15 protein-coding genes are annotated in these 13,242 nt (G+C 60.1%); 12 read left to right on the top strand and 3 right to left on the bottom strand.

Features of this window, described 5'->3' with window-relative positions:
• Window positions 1-29 precede the first annotated feature (29 nt).
• The gene (locus HGP14_RS25955) at window positions 30-218 is read right to left on the bottom strand and encodes a hypothetical protein (protein ID WP_168832755.1); all 189 of its coding nucleotides are present in this window, start codon (window positions 216-218) and stop codon (window positions 30-32) included.
• Window positions 219-421: 203 nt separating this feature from the next.
• On the opposite strand from HGP14_RS25955, the gene HGP14_RS25950 reads away from it, so the two are divergent.
• Entirely contained in the window at window positions 422-1,081 is a 660-nt protein-coding gene (locus tag HGP14_RS25950; RefSeq protein ID WP_168832754.1) for a DUF6766 family protein, read from the top strand.
• A 12-nt stretch (window positions 1,082-1,093) separates the two neighbouring features.
• Here the strand turns inward: HGP14_RS25950 and HGP14_RS25945 are convergent, their stop codons facing one another.
• Entirely contained in the window at window positions 1,094-1,921 is an 828-nt protein-coding gene (locus HGP14_RS25945; protein ID WP_168832753.1) for a nickel-binding protein, read from the bottom strand.
• Between the two features lie 196 nt (window positions 1,922-2,117).
• Here HGP14_RS25945 and HGP14_RS25940 point away from each other — a divergent pair, with 196 nt between their 5' ends.
• The 6 genes from HGP14_RS25940 (at window position 2,118) to HGP14_RS25915 (ending at window position 6,794) form a co-directional block, all read left to right on the top strand.
• Entirely contained in the window at window positions 2,118-2,327 is a 210-nt protein-coding gene (locus HGP14_RS25940; RefSeq protein ID WP_168832752.1) for a hypothetical protein, read from the top strand.
• Entirely contained in the window at window positions 2,327-2,701 is a 375-nt protein-coding gene (locus HGP14_RS25935; protein WP_168832751.1) for a GFA family protein, read from the top strand. Before HGP14_RS25940 ends, HGP14_RS25935 begins: the two co-directional genes overlap by 1 nt.
• A 142-nt stretch (window positions 2,702-2,843) precedes the next feature.
• Window positions 2,844-4,145 carry an efflux RND transporter periplasmic adaptor subunit gene (locus tag HGP14_RS25930; protein ID WP_168832750.1) on the top strand — a complete coding sequence of 434 codons (1,302 nt, stop codon included), beginning with the start codon at window positions 2,844-2,846 and terminating at the stop codon, window positions 4,143-4,145.
• 12 nt (window positions 4,146-4,157) lie between these two features.
• Window positions 4,158-4,874, top strand: a complete 717-nt coding sequence (locus tag HGP14_RS25925) for an ABC transporter ATP-binding protein (protein ID WP_168832749.1) — start codon at window positions 4,158-4,160, stop codon at window positions 4,872-4,874.
• Window positions 4,864-6,072: an ABC transporter permease gene (locus HGP14_RS25920; protein ID WP_168832748.1), complete on the top strand. Its 1,209-nt coding sequence runs from the start codon at window positions 4,864-4,866 to the stop codon at window positions 6,070-6,072. Before HGP14_RS25925 ends, HGP14_RS25920 begins: the two co-directional genes overlap by 11 nt.
• Window positions 6,073-6,179: 107 nt before the next feature.
• Window positions 6,180-6,794: a GntR family transcriptional regulator gene (locus HGP14_RS25915; RefSeq protein WP_168832747.1), complete on the top strand. Its 615-nt coding sequence runs from the start codon at window positions 6,180-6,182 to the stop codon at window positions 6,792-6,794.
• Window positions 6,795-6,840: 46 nt separating this feature from the next.
• Here the strand turns inward: HGP14_RS25915 and HGP14_RS25910 are convergent, their stop codons facing one another.
• Window positions 6,841-7,653 carry a ferredoxin--NADP reductase gene (locus tag HGP14_RS25910; protein ID WP_168832746.1) on the bottom strand — a complete coding sequence of 271 codons (813 nt, stop codon included), beginning with the start codon at window positions 7,651-7,653 and terminating at the stop codon, window positions 6,841-6,843.
• A gap of 244 nt (window positions 7,654-7,897) precedes the next feature.
• Here HGP14_RS25910 and pcsA point away from each other — a divergent pair, with 244 nt between their 5' ends.
• From pcsA to HGP14_RS25885, 5 genes are read left to right on the top strand one after another with little or no spacing between them, the layout of a single operon-like run.
• Entirely contained in the window at window positions 7,898-8,626 is a 729-nt protein-coding gene (gene pcsA, locus HGP14_RS25905; RefSeq protein WP_168832745.1) for a phosphatidylcholine synthase, read from the top strand.
• A 9-nt stretch (window positions 8,627-8,635) separates the two neighbouring features.
• Entirely contained in the window at window positions 8,636-9,613 is a 978-nt protein-coding gene (locus HGP14_RS25900) for a quinone oxidoreductase (RefSeq protein ID WP_168832744.1), read from the top strand.
• A gap of 52 nt (window positions 9,614-9,665) precedes the next feature.
• Complete coding sequence (locus HGP14_RS25895) at window positions 9,666-11,231, top strand: ABC transporter ATP-binding protein (RefSeq protein ID WP_168832847.1); 1,566 nt, start codon at window positions 9,666-9,668, stop codon at window positions 11,229-11,231.
• Window positions 11,221-12,321 (top strand): ABC transporter permease, encoded by a 1,101-nt coding sequence (locus HGP14_RS25890; RefSeq protein WP_168832743.1) that lies wholly within the window; start codon window positions 11,221-11,223, stop codon window positions 12,319-12,321. Before HGP14_RS25895 ends, HGP14_RS25890 begins: the two co-directional genes overlap by 11 nt.
• The gene (locus tag HGP14_RS25885) at window positions 12,318-13,235 is read left to right on the top strand and encodes an ABC transporter permease (protein ID WP_168832742.1); all 918 of its coding nucleotides are present in this window, start codon (window positions 12,318-12,320) and stop codon (window positions 13,233-13,235) included. Before HGP14_RS25890 ends, HGP14_RS25885 begins: the two co-directional genes overlap by 4 nt.
• The last annotated feature ends 7 nt before the right edge of the window (window positions 13,236-13,242 follow it).

Here is a 13,242-nt window from a genome sequence, read left to right as displayed (position 1 = left end):
GCTCGTCAGCGTTAGAAGGCGGAACCGCGTCAGAGGAGCTGCTTTGTTCCGGCGCTCTTGCCGTCGGAACTTTTCGAACGTTCCTCAAAACGCTCGGAACCTTTCGCAAGGTCTGAGCCCTTCTTGGCCTCCACTTTCTTTTCCTCCGCCGCGGTGGTCTTCCTCAATCCCCGCGCCGCTTGTTTCCCTTTTTCCGTCGGAGCTTGCTCGATACCCATGACATTTCCTCCGCTGCTACTGTGCCAAAGCTTCAACGGCTAAGCTTCCGGTTCGTTCCTTCTATTCGTTGGCCCCTGAGCCTTGCGGCTGCTCCCGAACATTAGACCTCGGAACGTTCGCCTGGCATGTAAGTTTATCTGGAGTGAAAGCATCATAGCTCTGGAGAATTGGCGTTGCTGCCGCACTGGATGAAGGAATGTGAATGCGATTTTTCCGCGACAACGGACTGACCATTGTTCTCCTCACGGCGACACTTGTCACGATCGCCGGCATGCTGCTCAGCGGATGGCAAAGCTTGAACCAGGAGCTTGCGGAACACGGTTTCCCCCAGCTGCCACTGCTGGAATACGCCGGGTCGGGTCATTTCCTCTCGGCACTGTTCGAGAACTGGGAGAGCGAATTCCTGCAAATGGCCACCTACGTGGTTTTGACGGCCTTCCTCTTTCAACGCGGCTCGGCAGAATCGAAAGATCCGGATGACACCTCATCGCAGGACGAGCATGTCTTGGTCCCTGCCCATGATCCTCACGTGCCGGGGCCTTTGAGAGGCGGGCGGCTCGCGCAGAAACTCTACGCCTATTCGCTGGGCATAGTGCTGGTGGTCCTGTTTGTCGCAAGTTTCATTCTTCATCTGTTCGGCAGCGCCCAAAGGGAGGCACTTGAGGCCGCCCTGCGTGGCCACCCGGCGACGAGCCTTGTCGACCATCTGGGCAGTGCGCAATTTTGGTTCGAGTCATTTCAGAACTGGCAATCCGAGTTCTTTTCCACCGCCGTTCTTGTTGTCCTGTCCATATTCCTGAGGTTCAAGGGCTCGCCGGAATCGAAACCCGTCGCCGCACCGCATCACCAAACTGGCGGGTGAAAGCCTAGAACCTTAATTGGCAACTGGTTCAACCCAGTCGCATCGGAAGGCCAGAACGGGCTTCGAAAATCCCTTCAGACGCCGGCGCGTGGCGTGGGCGAAAAGATCTGAGGCGCCGTATTCCCGGAAAATGTTCTCCGATACCAAAATCTGGTCGCTGGAGGCGGCGCCGCACAATCGCGCTGCAAGTTGCACCGTGGAGCCGAACAGGTCGTTACTATCCTCGACGGGCTCGCCGCAATCGAGTCCGATGCGAACATGAATTGGTTCAGGATTGCCGCGGTTGTACCGCTTGAACTCCTGCTGAACCATTCTTGCACATTCGACCGCTGCAGGGATCGAGGCGAACGTCGCCATGATTCCGTCGCCGGTATGCTTCACCTCGCGGCCGGCACAGTGGCCGAGGCACCTGCGCACGAGGGAGTCATGCGCCCTGACCATTTCGGTTGCCATGCGGTCGCCAAGGCGCGATGTCATCGCCGTCGAGCCGACGATGTCGGTAAACAGGATGGCGCGGTGGCCGGCATCCACAGTGGCCGAGGATTGCCCGGGCGCCGGCTTTGGATCGGTAATGCGGCCGAGAAAGGCCTCTACCGCCGACAATGCAACTTCGACGATCTCGCCGGCGACAAAGCCGTGGGCTTCCCGGTGCACACATTGTGCCGTTTCCGCATCGGGCGCATCTACGAGGCAGAACACGGTCCCCCGGGGCTGGTCGTACCAGTAGGTGAGGAATTTGACCCCGTACTGATCCTGAATCTCGATGTCCTTGCGGTGTGCCTCGGCAATGTCGGCGGCTGTGGTTCCCGCGAGATCATGCCGGTCTATGAAGATAGGCATTGGCGCTCTCCTTCCGGAATCCTCCGCATATAGGAGGCATGCATTCTACGGCCTGCATACGAATCCGTCCACATTCTCGAACGGTTGATTTCCGTCATCGCCAGCGGGCCGGGATACGGTCAAAAGCCTCGTCATCACCAGCCTTCCCAACAAGCCTGGGTGCTCTAGCTTTCTGGTTGTGAAAAGGAGGAATGCTATGTCTGACGCTACAAATCAGACGATGCCGACCCGCAAAGTGCTGCGCGGCCGACCTTACAGTATGAGCGAATTTGCTCGGAAATATCGCTTGGATGAAAAGGAAGCCAGGCGGCTTTACGAAAAGTTCGGGCCTTCGGCGACCGAGCTCGACCTCTTGATGGCCGCCAAGCGGAGGCCGCCGAAATTGCCGCCGGACCTCGATTCCTGATGAAAATCCGCACCGGGGGCTGCCTTTGTGGCGCGGTCAGATATGAAGTGAAGGGTGAGCCGCTTCGCGCCGGCCTGTGCCATTGTGCAGATTGCAGAAAGGAGAGTGGCTCGGCCTTCGTCACCTTCGCGGTATGGCCACGCACCGCATTCGACTATTCCGGCGGGGTCGCGACATTTGAAGGCCGCAGCTTCTGTGCGGCATGCGGCGGGCGGCTGTTCTGCCTCACGGAGAACGAGGCGGAACTCAGGCTCGGTTCGCTGGACGAGGCGCCGATGGAAATTGCTCCAACTTATGAAGTATGGATCAAGCGGCGCGAAAGCTGGCTCCATCCGATGCAAGGAACGCAGCAGTACCACGAAGACGCCGACTAAACCGGATTTTCATTACCAAGATTTAATGCATTTTTTCGCTATTCCATGCCGATGCGCCTCTCGCAGTTAGTTCCGGTTCATCTTCGCTATGACTATTTACATGGCGAAGGAGCAGGCGCTCCCATGGTGGTTTGAGGATTTCATGAACGATTCCGAATCCGGAAGCGGCGCGAAAGCCGTATCGGCCAGGCCCGATCTTGCTGAGGTACTGGCAACCTCCGGCAAGCGTGGCCAGGGTCGCCGCTGGCGCGGCCGGCTCATAGCGGCAGCCATCGTCATCGCCGTCGCCGGTAGCGGCGGCTATGCCTATTACGGCCGCAACGGCAATGAATACAGCTATACGACCCAGCCGACAAAGCGCGGCGATTTGACGGTCCTGGTGACGGCAACCGGCTCGGTGCAGCCGACGGAACAGGTCGACATATCGAGCGAGCTTTCGGGCACCGTGCGCGACGTCAACGTCGATTACAACAGCGAGGTGAAATCCGGCGAGGTGCTGGCAGTTCTTGATACGAACAAGCTGGAAGCCGACGTGAAGAGTTCGCGCGCGAAGGTCGTATCCGCCAAAGCGAACGTTGCCAAAGCCGATGCTGACCTGCTTTCGGCGCAGAGCTCGCTGGAACGCTTGAAAAGTCTGGTCAAAAGCAACGTCTCGACGCAGCAGAGCCTTGAGGACGCATCCTACAAATATGAGTCTGCCGTCGCCGCAAAGCAGATAAACGAAGCGGACGTGCTCTCGGCCGAAGCGGACCTGCAACTGGCAGAGGTCAACCTTGCGAAGGCCAAGATCGTTTCGCCGATCGACGGCGTCGTACTGACCCGCTCGGTCAATCCTGGGGCAACCGTTGCCGCCTCGCTTTCGGCACCGGTGCTCTTCACGATCGCCGGCGATCTCAGGAAGATGGAACTCCAGGTGGACGTCGACGAAGCCGATGTCGGACAGATCGCAGTCGGGCAGAAGGCGACCTTTACGGTCGACGCCTATCCGGACAAGACCTTTCCCGCCGAGATCGAGCAGATCCGTTTCGCCTCCGCGACAACCAACAACGTCGTCACCTATAAGGCCGTGCTTTCGGTCGACAACGCAGGCCTGCTGCTACGCCCGGGCATGACGGCTACCTCGGACATCACGGTCGAAGCCGTCAAGAATACGCTGATGGTGCCGAATACAGCCCTGCGCTACGCGCCGCCGGAAACCGCATCACGCGGGCGCGGCATCTTTGCTCTTTTCCGTGCGCCCCGCATCGGCCGGCCGCGCGGAGGCGCTGGCGGCAGCGAGGCCCTGACTGGCGCAAAGCGGCGCGTGTGGGTGCTTCGGAATGGCGTACAGGTGCCGTTGGTCATCCAGGTCGGCTCCTCGGACGGTCAGTTCACCCAGGTCGTCTCCGGTGAATTGAAGGAGAACGATCGGCTCGTGACCGACGCAACGGCGCTGACGCAATAGATGGACAGGAAAATGACCAGTCCGCCGCTTCTCGAATTCAGACAGGTATCGAAGGTCTATGGCCATGGCGAAGCGGCTATCCGCGCGCTCGACCGCGTCGACCTGCGGATCGGTACCCATGAATTCGTCGCGATCATGGGGCCGTCGGGTTCCGGAAAGTCCACGGCGATGAACATCCTCGGCTGCCTCGACGTGCCGAGCGCCGGCGACTACGTCTTCCAGGGCATTTCGACGAAAGGTTTCGACCGGGGGCAACTGACACTGCTCAGGCGCCATATGCTGGGCTTCGTCTTCCAGGGCTTCAATCTTCTCGCACGCACATCAGCGGTCGAGAACGTCGAGCTGCCGCTGACCTACCGGGGGATTGCCGCGCGAGAGCGCCGCGAGCGTGCCATTGAAGCGCTTGGTCTGGTCGGCCTGGCTGGACGTGAACACCACAAGACACAGGAGCTTTCCGGCGGCCAGCAGCAGCGCGTGGCGATCGCGCGGGCGATCGTCACCGAACCCGCCCTGCTTCTCGCCGACGAGCCGACCGGCAATCTCGACACCAGGACCAGCGCCGAAATCATGGATCTGATGACCCGCCTTAACCGGCAGCAGGGCATCACCATCGTCATGGTCACGCATGAGCCGGACATCGCCGTCTATGCGCAGCGGATACTGCGTTTCGTTGACGGAAGGCTCGAAGCCGAGGTTGCGCCTCGGGAGGAGGCGGATCATGTTTCTTGAAACGCTGAAACTCGCGCTGCGCGCCATCAGCCGAAACATGCTGCGCTCCTTTCTCACCGTGCTTGGCGTCGTCATCGGCGTCGCAGCCGTTATTGCACTGGTCACGATCGGCAACGGTACCACCGAGCAGGTCTCCACCGAACTTTCGCGGCTCGGAACCAACATGCTGTTCGTGCGGCCGGGGCAGTTCGGTCCGGGGCGGGCGAGTGCCGAGGCGAGGCGGTTCACCGTCAAGGACGTCGATGCAATCCGCGATCAGCTGACGGGCGTTCGCGCCGTGGCGCCGCTCAACCAGACGACGGCGACGGCGATCTACGGCGGACAGAGCCATTCGACCACCATCATGGGCACAACGAACGACTATTTCATCGCCCAGGACTGGGACATTGCGCTTGGCCGCACATTCGAGGCGGCGGAGGAGCGCGGACGCGCCAGGTGCATCCTCGGTGAAACGGTGCGGTCGGAGCTTTTCGGCGCGGCCAATCCAACAGGCCAGCAGATCCGCGTGGGCAAGGTGTCCTGCAGCGTCATCGGCGTTTTGGCGAAACGCGGGCAATCGGGCATGGGCAACGACCAGGACGATGTGGTGATCCTGCCCGTGAAGGTCTATCAGCGCCGTGTTGGCGGCAGGGCCAATGCCACGGTTCAGATGATCGTCATCTCGGCGCGCGACGGCGTCTCGACCTCGAAGGTGCAGGCGGAAACGGAAAACCTGCTGCGCGAGCGCCGCAAGATCGTTCCGGGCCGCGACGACGATTTCACCGTCAACGACATGACGCAGATCGCCGCGGCGATGACGGGGACGACGACGCTGCTCACCGGACTTCTGGGAGCGGTGGCGGCAATCAGCCTGCTCGTCGGCGGCATCGGCATCATGAATATCATGCTGGTTTCCGTGACCGAGCGCACGCGCGAGATCGGCATCCGACTTGCGATCGGCGCGCTCGAAACGCAGGTCCTGATGCAGTTCCTCGTGGAAGCCATAGCGCTGTCGCTCTTCGGTGGCATTACCGGCATCGTCCTCGGGATGGGGATCGGCTTTGTCTCCGTCACGCTCCTGAAGGTTCCCTTCGTCTTCAGCCCCATGATGATCGCCGTTGCTTTCCTCTTCTCGGCTGCCATCGGCATGATCTTCGGTTATTTTCCGGCTCGCCGGGCCGCACAGCTGAACCCGATTGACGCCTTGCGCCACGAATAAAATGGCTTCACGTTCGCTTTCCTGGCTCTGAATTATCACGGCAGCTTGCCATCCTCATTTCTGCCATGTCACTATGTGATATATCAGTTTGAAGCATGGATCCCGGAATGCAGAATTCGCAGAGCCATTTGGCCTACCTCGCACTGGAGCACGCGATCGTGACGCTGGTGTTGAAGCCCGGCGCGCTCGTGACGGAAAAGCAGCTGATCGATCTGGCAGGACATGGGCGCACGCCGGTACGGGAAGCGATTCAGAAGCTTGCCTGGCAGGGGCTCATCATCGTCAGGCCGCGCGTCGGGTTGCAGATTGCGGAGATCAAGGCGGGTGACCATGCCGATGTCATGCAGGTGCGCAGGGAACTGGAGCCGATCGCGGCATCGCTCGCTGCCGAGCATGCGACGGACGAACAGCGGGCGGCGCTGACCGAATGCGCCCGCGCCATGGCGGACTGTACCGTCAACGGCGATCTTGATGCTTTCTTCGCGGCCGACAAGGCGTTCGACGAAATTCTCGAAGAAGGCTGCCCGAACACCTTCATCACGGTAGCACTCGGGCCCGTGCAGACGCATTCACGGCGTCTCTGGTATTCCACCGCCAATCCGGATCGGATGAACCGCTCGATCTCGCTTCACGTCGCAGTCATTCACGCGATTGAGGCGGGCAGGGTGGAAGAATCGCGCAAGGCAATGGCAACCTTGATCGACTACCTGAGCCACAAATGAAAACGGCTCCGTCTCCGGAGCCGTTCATCAATTCGTGCAAAGACCATCAGCCGACAAAGGCGCGTTCGATGACGAATTCGGCGGGTTTGCTGTTGGCGCCTTCTTCAAGGCCCGCTTTTTCCAGAAGTTCCTTGGTGTCCTTCAGCATGGCGGATGAGCCGCAGATCATGCCCCGGTCGATTGCCGGGTCGAGCGCCGGAACGCCGAGATCCGTGAAAAGCTTGCCGGAGGAAATCAGATCGGTGATGCGGCCGGTGCGCTCGAAATCCTCACGCGTCACGGTCGCATAGTGGCGCAGCTTATCGCCGACGATTTCGCTCAGCAGTTCATCATTGCGGATTTCATCAACAAGGTCGAAGCCGTATTTCAGCTCGGCGACGTCGCGGGTCGTGTGCGTGAGGATCACTTCCTCATACTTCTCGTAGGTTTCCGGGTCGCGGATAAGGCTGGCGAAGGGGGCAATGCCTGTTCCGGTCGAGAACATGTAGAGCCGCCTGCCGGGGGTGAGGGCGTCGAGAACCAGCGTGCCCGTCGGCTTCTTGCGCATCAGGACCTGGTCGCCCGGCTTGATAGCCTGAAGATGCGATGTCAGCGGCCCGTCCGGCACCTTGATCGAGAAGAATTCGAGTTCTTCGGCCCAGGCCGGGCTTGCGATCGAATAGGCGCGGAACACCGGCTTGCCTTCGACCATCAGGCCGATCATCGCAAACTCGCCCGAGCGGAAACGGAACCCCTGCGGCCGGGTCATCGTGAAGCGGAAGAGCCGGTCGGTATAATGCGTGACGCTCAGCACCTTCTCGGCATAGACATTTGCCGGGATGGCGGAGGCGAAATCTTCAGTCTTTGCAGGAGCGTTCATTTTTCTTAATCGGATCCCGTATTCGTCGGATGATCGTGCGGATGCGAGGCAGATATTACAAATCCGCCTGAAGTTAAAGGCAATCCATTCTCCGGCGCGCTACCAAGAGGAAATATGCATGTCATGCTCATGATTCAATGCCTGTGCGCCATGTTGCTTTTGCGCTGGCGAAGCGAAGCAAAGGATGCATATTAGGCCAAAACGCCGCCTGCAGGTTTTAAGCGGCGATAGGCGGTGGGGAAACATGAAGATTTTCAACTACAAGCGCGTTCCTTATGCAGAAATACGCGCGTTTTCCGTCCATATTTTGACGGCATCCGGCTCCTTCCTTGCCTTTCTCGGCGTGGTCGCCGCCGCCGAGCATCGTTTCATCGATATGTTCTGGTGGCTGGGTCTCGCTCTGCTCGTCGACGGGGTCGATGGCCCGATCGCGCGCAAGGTGCGCGTAAAGGAAGTCCTGCCCAACTGGTCGGGCGACACGCTCGACAATATCATCGATTATGTGACCTACGTCTTGCTGCCCGCTTTCGCATTGTATCAGAGCGGCATGATCGGCGAGCCCTGGTCTTTCGTCGCGGCCGGGATGATCGTCGTTTCGAGCGCCATCTACTATGCCGACATGGGCATGAAAACGGATGAGTATTTCTTCTCCGGCTTCCCCGTCGTCTGGAACATGATCGTCTTCACGCTCTTCGTCATCGGTGCCGATGCCGCGACCGCGTTGAGCGTCGTGGTCGTCTCGGTGATACTCACCTTCCTGCCGATCAATTTCCTGCATCCGGTCCGCGTCCAGCGCTTGCGGCCGCTCAATCTCGCGGTCTTCTTTCTCTGGTCGGCGCTCGGCATGTATTCGTTGCTCATGCATTTCAGCATGCCGCAATGGGCGGTTGTTCTCTTCGTGATCAGCGGCATCTATCTCTATTGCATCGGCGCCGTACTGCAGTTCTTCCCGGCGCTGGGCCGCAGCGAATAGGAGACACATATGACAAAGACGCAGGCGATCGCATTCAGCCGCAATGGCGGAGCTGAGGTTCTGGAATATGCCGATATCGACCTGCCGCCGCCGTCCGCCGGCGAGGTGCAGATCAGGCATGCCGCGATAGGCCTCAACTTCATCGACGTGTATTTCCGCGATGGCACCTACAAGGCACCGCATCTTCCCTTCGTTCCGGGCAAGGAAGCCGCAGGCACCGTCACCGTGGTCGGACCGGGTGTGACGGATTTCGCCGTTGGCGATCGGGTTGCCTATGCCGGTGCCGATGGCGCCTATAGCGTCGAACGGAATGTCGCGACCAAGCATCTCGTCAAGGTGCCGGATGGCATTAGTCTGGAGACGGCGGCTGCGATGCTGAAGGGCATGACCGTCGAGTATCTGCTGAACCGGACCTTCAAGGTGGGGCCGCAAACCGTCCTGCTGTTTCACGCTGCGGCAGGCGGCGTCGGGCTCATTGCCGGGCAATGGGCAAAGGCGCTCGGGGCAACGGTGATCGGCACCGCAGGCTCGGAAGACAAGGTGAAGCTCGCGCTCAAGCACGGCTATGATCACGTCATCAATTACCGGACGGAAAACTTTCTCGATCGTGTGCGTGAAATCACCGCCAGCAAGGGCGTGGACGTCGTCTATGACTCGATCGGCCGCGACACCTTTCCGCAATCGCTTGACTGCCTGAAGCCGCGCGGCCTGTTCGTGTCATTCGGCCAATCCTCCGGCCCGATCGAGAACTTCACAATGGCAATGCTGGCGCAGAGGGGCTCGCTTTTTGCGACGAGGCCGACCCTTTTCACCTACATTGCGACGCGCGAGGAACTGACCGCCTGTGCAAACGCGCTATTTGATGTTGTGCTAAGCGGCAAAGTGCGTATCAATGTCAATCAAACCTATCCATTGCGTGAGGTGGGACGGGCTCACACGGATCTGGAAACAAGAAGAACTACCGGAACTACCCTGCTGATTCCATGAAAGATCCGGAACGGACGGATCGGCAGAGAGAAATGAGGGGAACGTGTCGTCATTGAATGCGCTGTCGTCCGGTGCGTTACTGTCGGTTCAGAAGCTGACGAAATTCTTCGGTAGCTTTGCTGCCTGCAATGAAATCGATCTCGATATTGCCCCAGGCGAAATTCACGCGCTTCTGGGAGAAAACGGCGCGGGAAAATCCACGCTGGTAAAGATGCTGTTCGGCGTCCTGGAACCGACCGGCGGCCAAATCTTTTGGTCGGGAAAATCGGTTGCGATCGACTCTCCGGGAGAAGCCCGCAAACTCGGCATCGGCATGGTCTTCCAGCATTTCTCGCTTTTCGAGGCGCTGACGGTCGCCGAAAACATCGCGCTTTCCCTCGATGACAGAATTCCGATCGGCAGGATTGCCGAAGAGGCGAGAGCACTGTCGCGCGCCTACGGTCTGCCGCTCGATCCGCACGCCCATGTCGCCGACCTTTCCGTCGGCGAGCGCCAGCGCATCGAAATCGTCCGCGCGCTGCTGCAGAACCCGAAGCTGATCATTCTCGATGAGCCGACTTCCGTTCTGACGCCGCAGGAGGCGGACAAGCTTTTCGAAACACTCTTCAAGTTGAAGGCGGAAGGCCGCTCTGTCCTCTACATCAGTCATCGTCTCGAGGAGGTGCAGCGTCTTTGCGATCGCGCCACGGTGCTGCGCCACGGCAGGGTGACGGGCATCTGCGATCCGAAGCGCGAGACGCCCGGTTCGCTCGCCAGAATGATGGTGGGTTCCGACGTGGCGAGCGTAACACATCCCGATCGCGGCAATCCAGGTGATGTTCAGCTCGCGGTGACAGGCCTCTCGGTCGCACCTCGCACGCCCTTTGCCATGCCGCTCAAGGATGTATCGCTTGCCGTTCGCTCCGGTGAGATTCTGGCAATTGCCGGTGTCGCCGGAAACGGGCAGGGCGAACTCTTCGACGCGCTGTCCGGAGAGTATCCGGTGGCTTCTGCGGATGCGATCGTCATCCGCAGGCAACCCGTCGGAACAAAGGGCATCGCCGCCCGCCGTCTGCTCGGCGCAGGCTTCGTTCCGGAAGAGCGCCACGGGCACGCCGCCGTTCCAACCATGAGGCTCTCCGATAACCTCGTGCTCGCGCGCAGCCAGTCGGATCGCAAGACCTTCCTGGCAGGCGGTTTCCTCAAAGTGATCCGGCGCGGAGCCGTGAAAAACGCTGCAAGACGCATCTCGGAAGTCATGGATGTTCGCAAGAGCGGCGAGGATCCACCGGCCGGATCGCTCTCCGGCGGCAATCTTCAAAAGTTCATCGTCGGCCGCGAACTGGATCGCCAGCCTGCGGTTCTGGTGGTCAATCAGCCGACCTGGGGCGTCGACGCAGGTGCTGCGAGCCGCATTCGTCAGGCGCTCGTCGATCTCGCACGCGCCGGCTCTGCCGTCATCGTCATCAGCCAGGACCTCGACGAGATATTCGAAGTGGCGACCGAAATCGCGGTCATCTCGGAAGGACGCCTCTCGCCGCCGTTTCCTGCCGGCGAACTGACACGTGAGAAAATCGGCCTGTTGATGGGCGGCCTGCATCAGAGCGGGTCCGGTGCGGAGATCGCCCATGCGCATTGAACTCGAGAAGCGACCCCAGACGTCGAAACTCTTCGGATTCGTTTCGCCGCTCCTGGCATTGGTCCTCACGCTGATTGCAGGCAGCATCATGTTTAGCCTGCTTGGCAAGGACCCCGTCGAGGCGTTGGATGCATTCTTCGTCGAACCTTTGCTCGAGGTCTGGTCGCTGCACGAGCTGGCGATCAAGGCCGCACCGCTGATCCTGATCGCCGTCGGTCTTTCCGTTTGCTACCGCTCGAACAACTGGAATATTGGCGCCGAGGGCCAGTTCACGATGGGTGCGATCGTAGGCTCGATCTTGCCGATTGTCTTCTACGACTGGCATTCGCCGTTGGTCCTGCCGCTGATGCTCATCATGGGCGCGATTGGCGGCGCGCTCTTCGCCGCCATCCCGGCGCTCCTGAAAGCGCATTTCAATACAAATGAAATCCTGACCTCGCTGATGCTGGTCTATATCTCTCAGCTTTTCCTCGATTGGCTGATCCGCGGTCCCTGGCGCGATCCGCAGGGCCTCAATTTTCCGGTTTCGCGTGATTTCGCGCCGGAGGCGATCGTCCCCGCTATTTGGGAAGAGTCCGGACGCGCCCACTGGGCTTTCATCTTCGCGATCCTGGCCGCGATCCTCGTCTGGTTCATGATGCGCTATACGCTGAGGGGCTTCGAAATTGTCGTGCTCGGCCAGTCCGAGCGGGCAGGGCGGTTTGCCGGCTTCTCCTCGAAGGGCATGATCTGGTTCAGCTTCCTGTTTTCCGGCGCGCTTGCCGGTCTCGCCGGCATTTCGGAAGTGTCGGGTTCGATCGGCCACCTTCAGCCGGCGATTTCGCCTGGCTACGGCTTTACGGCTATCATCGTCGCCTTCCTCGGGCGTCTCAATCCGCTTGGCATCATCGCCTCGGGTCTGGTTCTGGCGCTGACCTATCTCGGCGGTGAGGCGGCGCAGCTTTCGATCGGAGTATCGGACAAGGTGACACGTGTTTTCCAGGGGCTTTTGCTCTTCTTCGTGCTCTCCTGCGACACGCTGATCTTCTACAGGATCAGGATCGTCTGGTCGCGCGTTCATCAGGCGGTCGTCGGAAAGGCAGCGGAATGATTTTCGAAGCCATTCTGCTGACCGTCATCACGGCCTCCACGCCTCTCGTGATCGCTGCCCTTGGCGAACTGGTGGCCGAGCGCTCCGGTGTCTTGAACCTCGGCGTCGAGGGCATGATGATCATGGGCGCAGTCGGCGCCTTCGCGGCTGCGCAAGTCACCGGTTCGCCCTATGTCGGGTTGCTGGCTGGGATCGCTACCGGCGCCTTGTTCTCGCTTCTCTTCGGCTTTCTGACGCTGACTCTGGTAACCAATCAGGTTGCGACGGGGCTTGCGCTGACGATCCTGGGGCTCGGTGCGTCCGGCATGCTGGGGGAGCCCTATGTCAGCGTTCCCGGTATCCGGCTGACGCCGATCGCCTTTCCTTTCCTGTCGGAAATCCCTTTGTTGGGGCCAGCCCTGTTCCGCCAGGATATCATCTTCTATCTCTCTATCGCCCTTCTTTTCGGTGTCAGCTGGTATCTCTTCCGCAGCCGAAGCGGCCTTAAGCTGCGCGCGATCGGCGACAACCATTCCTCGGCGCATACGCTCGGCATAGAGGTCATCCGCACGCGCTACCTGGCCGTTATCTTCGGCGGCGCCTGCGCGGGTCTCGCCGGCGCGCAGCTCTCGCTTGTCTATACGCCGCAATGGGTGGAAAACATGTCATCGGGGCGAGGCTGGATCACGCTCGCGCTCGTGGTCTTCGCCTCATGGCGTCCCTGGCGCGTCTTTGCCGGAGGCTATCTCTTCGGTGCGGTCACGATCTTGCAGTTGCACGCTCAGGCCTTGGGCATCGGCATTCCGGCGCAATTCCTTTCAATGCTGCCCTATGCGGCCACTATTGTAGTTCTCGTCATCATTTCTCATAATCGGCGTACGACGTTGATCAATACGCCCGCGTCGCTTGGAAAGGCCTTCGTGCCGGAGCGATAGAAGAACA

It is taken from the genome of Rhizobium sp. P32RR-XVIII, assembly GCF_012641395.1.
Lineage (GTDB): Bacteria > Pseudomonadota > Alphaproteobacteria > Rhizobiales > Rhizobiaceae > Rhizobium.
Note: the sequence above shows the minus strand (reverse complement) of the source record. Positions and strands in the feature narration are given on the sequence as shown.

Bases quoted from the DNA above. Each gene is read 5' to 3' on its own strand.
- HGP14_RS25955 (WP_168832755.1), bottom strand. From the start codon at position 218: ATGGGTATCGAGCAAGCTCCGACGGAAAAAGGGAAACAAGCGGCGCGG.
- HGP14_RS25950 (WP_168832754.1), top strand. From the start codon at position 422: ATGCGATTTTTCCGCGACAACGGACTGACCATTGTTCTCCTCACGGCG.
- HGP14_RS25945 (WP_168832753.1), bottom strand. From the start codon at position 1,921: ATGCCTATCTTCATAGACCGGCATGATCTCGCGGGAACCACAGCCGCC.
- HGP14_RS25940 (WP_168832752.1), top strand. From the start codon at position 2,118: ATGTCTGACGCTACAAATCAGACGATGCCGACCCGCAAAGTGCTGCGC.
- HGP14_RS25935 (WP_168832751.1), top strand. From the start codon at position 2,327: ATGAAAATCCGCACCGGGGGCTGCCTTTGTGGCGCGGTCAGATATGAA.
- HGP14_RS25930 (WP_168832750.1), top strand. From the start codon at position 2,844: ATGAACGATTCCGAATCCGGAAGCGGCGCGAAAGCCGTATCGGCCAGG.
- HGP14_RS25925 (WP_168832749.1), top strand. From the start codon at position 4,158: ATGACCAGTCCGCCGCTTCTCGAATTCAGACAGGTATCGAAGGTCTAT.
- HGP14_RS25920 (WP_168832748.1), top strand. From the start codon at position 4,864: ATGTTTCTTGAAACGCTGAAACTCGCGCTGCGCGCCATCAGCCGAAAC.
- HGP14_RS25915 (WP_168832747.1), top strand. From the start codon at position 6,180: ATGCAGAATTCGCAGAGCCATTTGGCCTACCTCGCACTGGAGCACGCG.
- HGP14_RS25910 (WP_168832746.1), bottom strand. From the start codon at position 7,653: ATGAACGCTCCTGCAAAGACTGAAGATTTCGCCTCCGCCATCCCGGCA.
- pcsA (WP_168832745.1), top strand. From the start codon at position 7,898: ATGAAGATTTTCAACTACAAGCGCGTTCCTTATGCAGAAATACGCGCG.
- HGP14_RS25900 (WP_168832744.1), top strand. From the start codon at position 8,636: ATGACAAAGACGCAGGCGATCGCATTCAGCCGCAATGGCGGAGCTGAG.
- HGP14_RS25890 (WP_168832743.1), top strand. From the start codon at position 11,221: ATGCGCATTGAACTCGAGAAGCGACCCCAGACGTCGAAACTCTTCGGA.
- HGP14_RS25885 (WP_168832742.1), top strand. From the start codon at position 12,318: ATGATTTTCGAAGCCATTCTGCTGACCGTCATCACGGCCTCCACGCCT.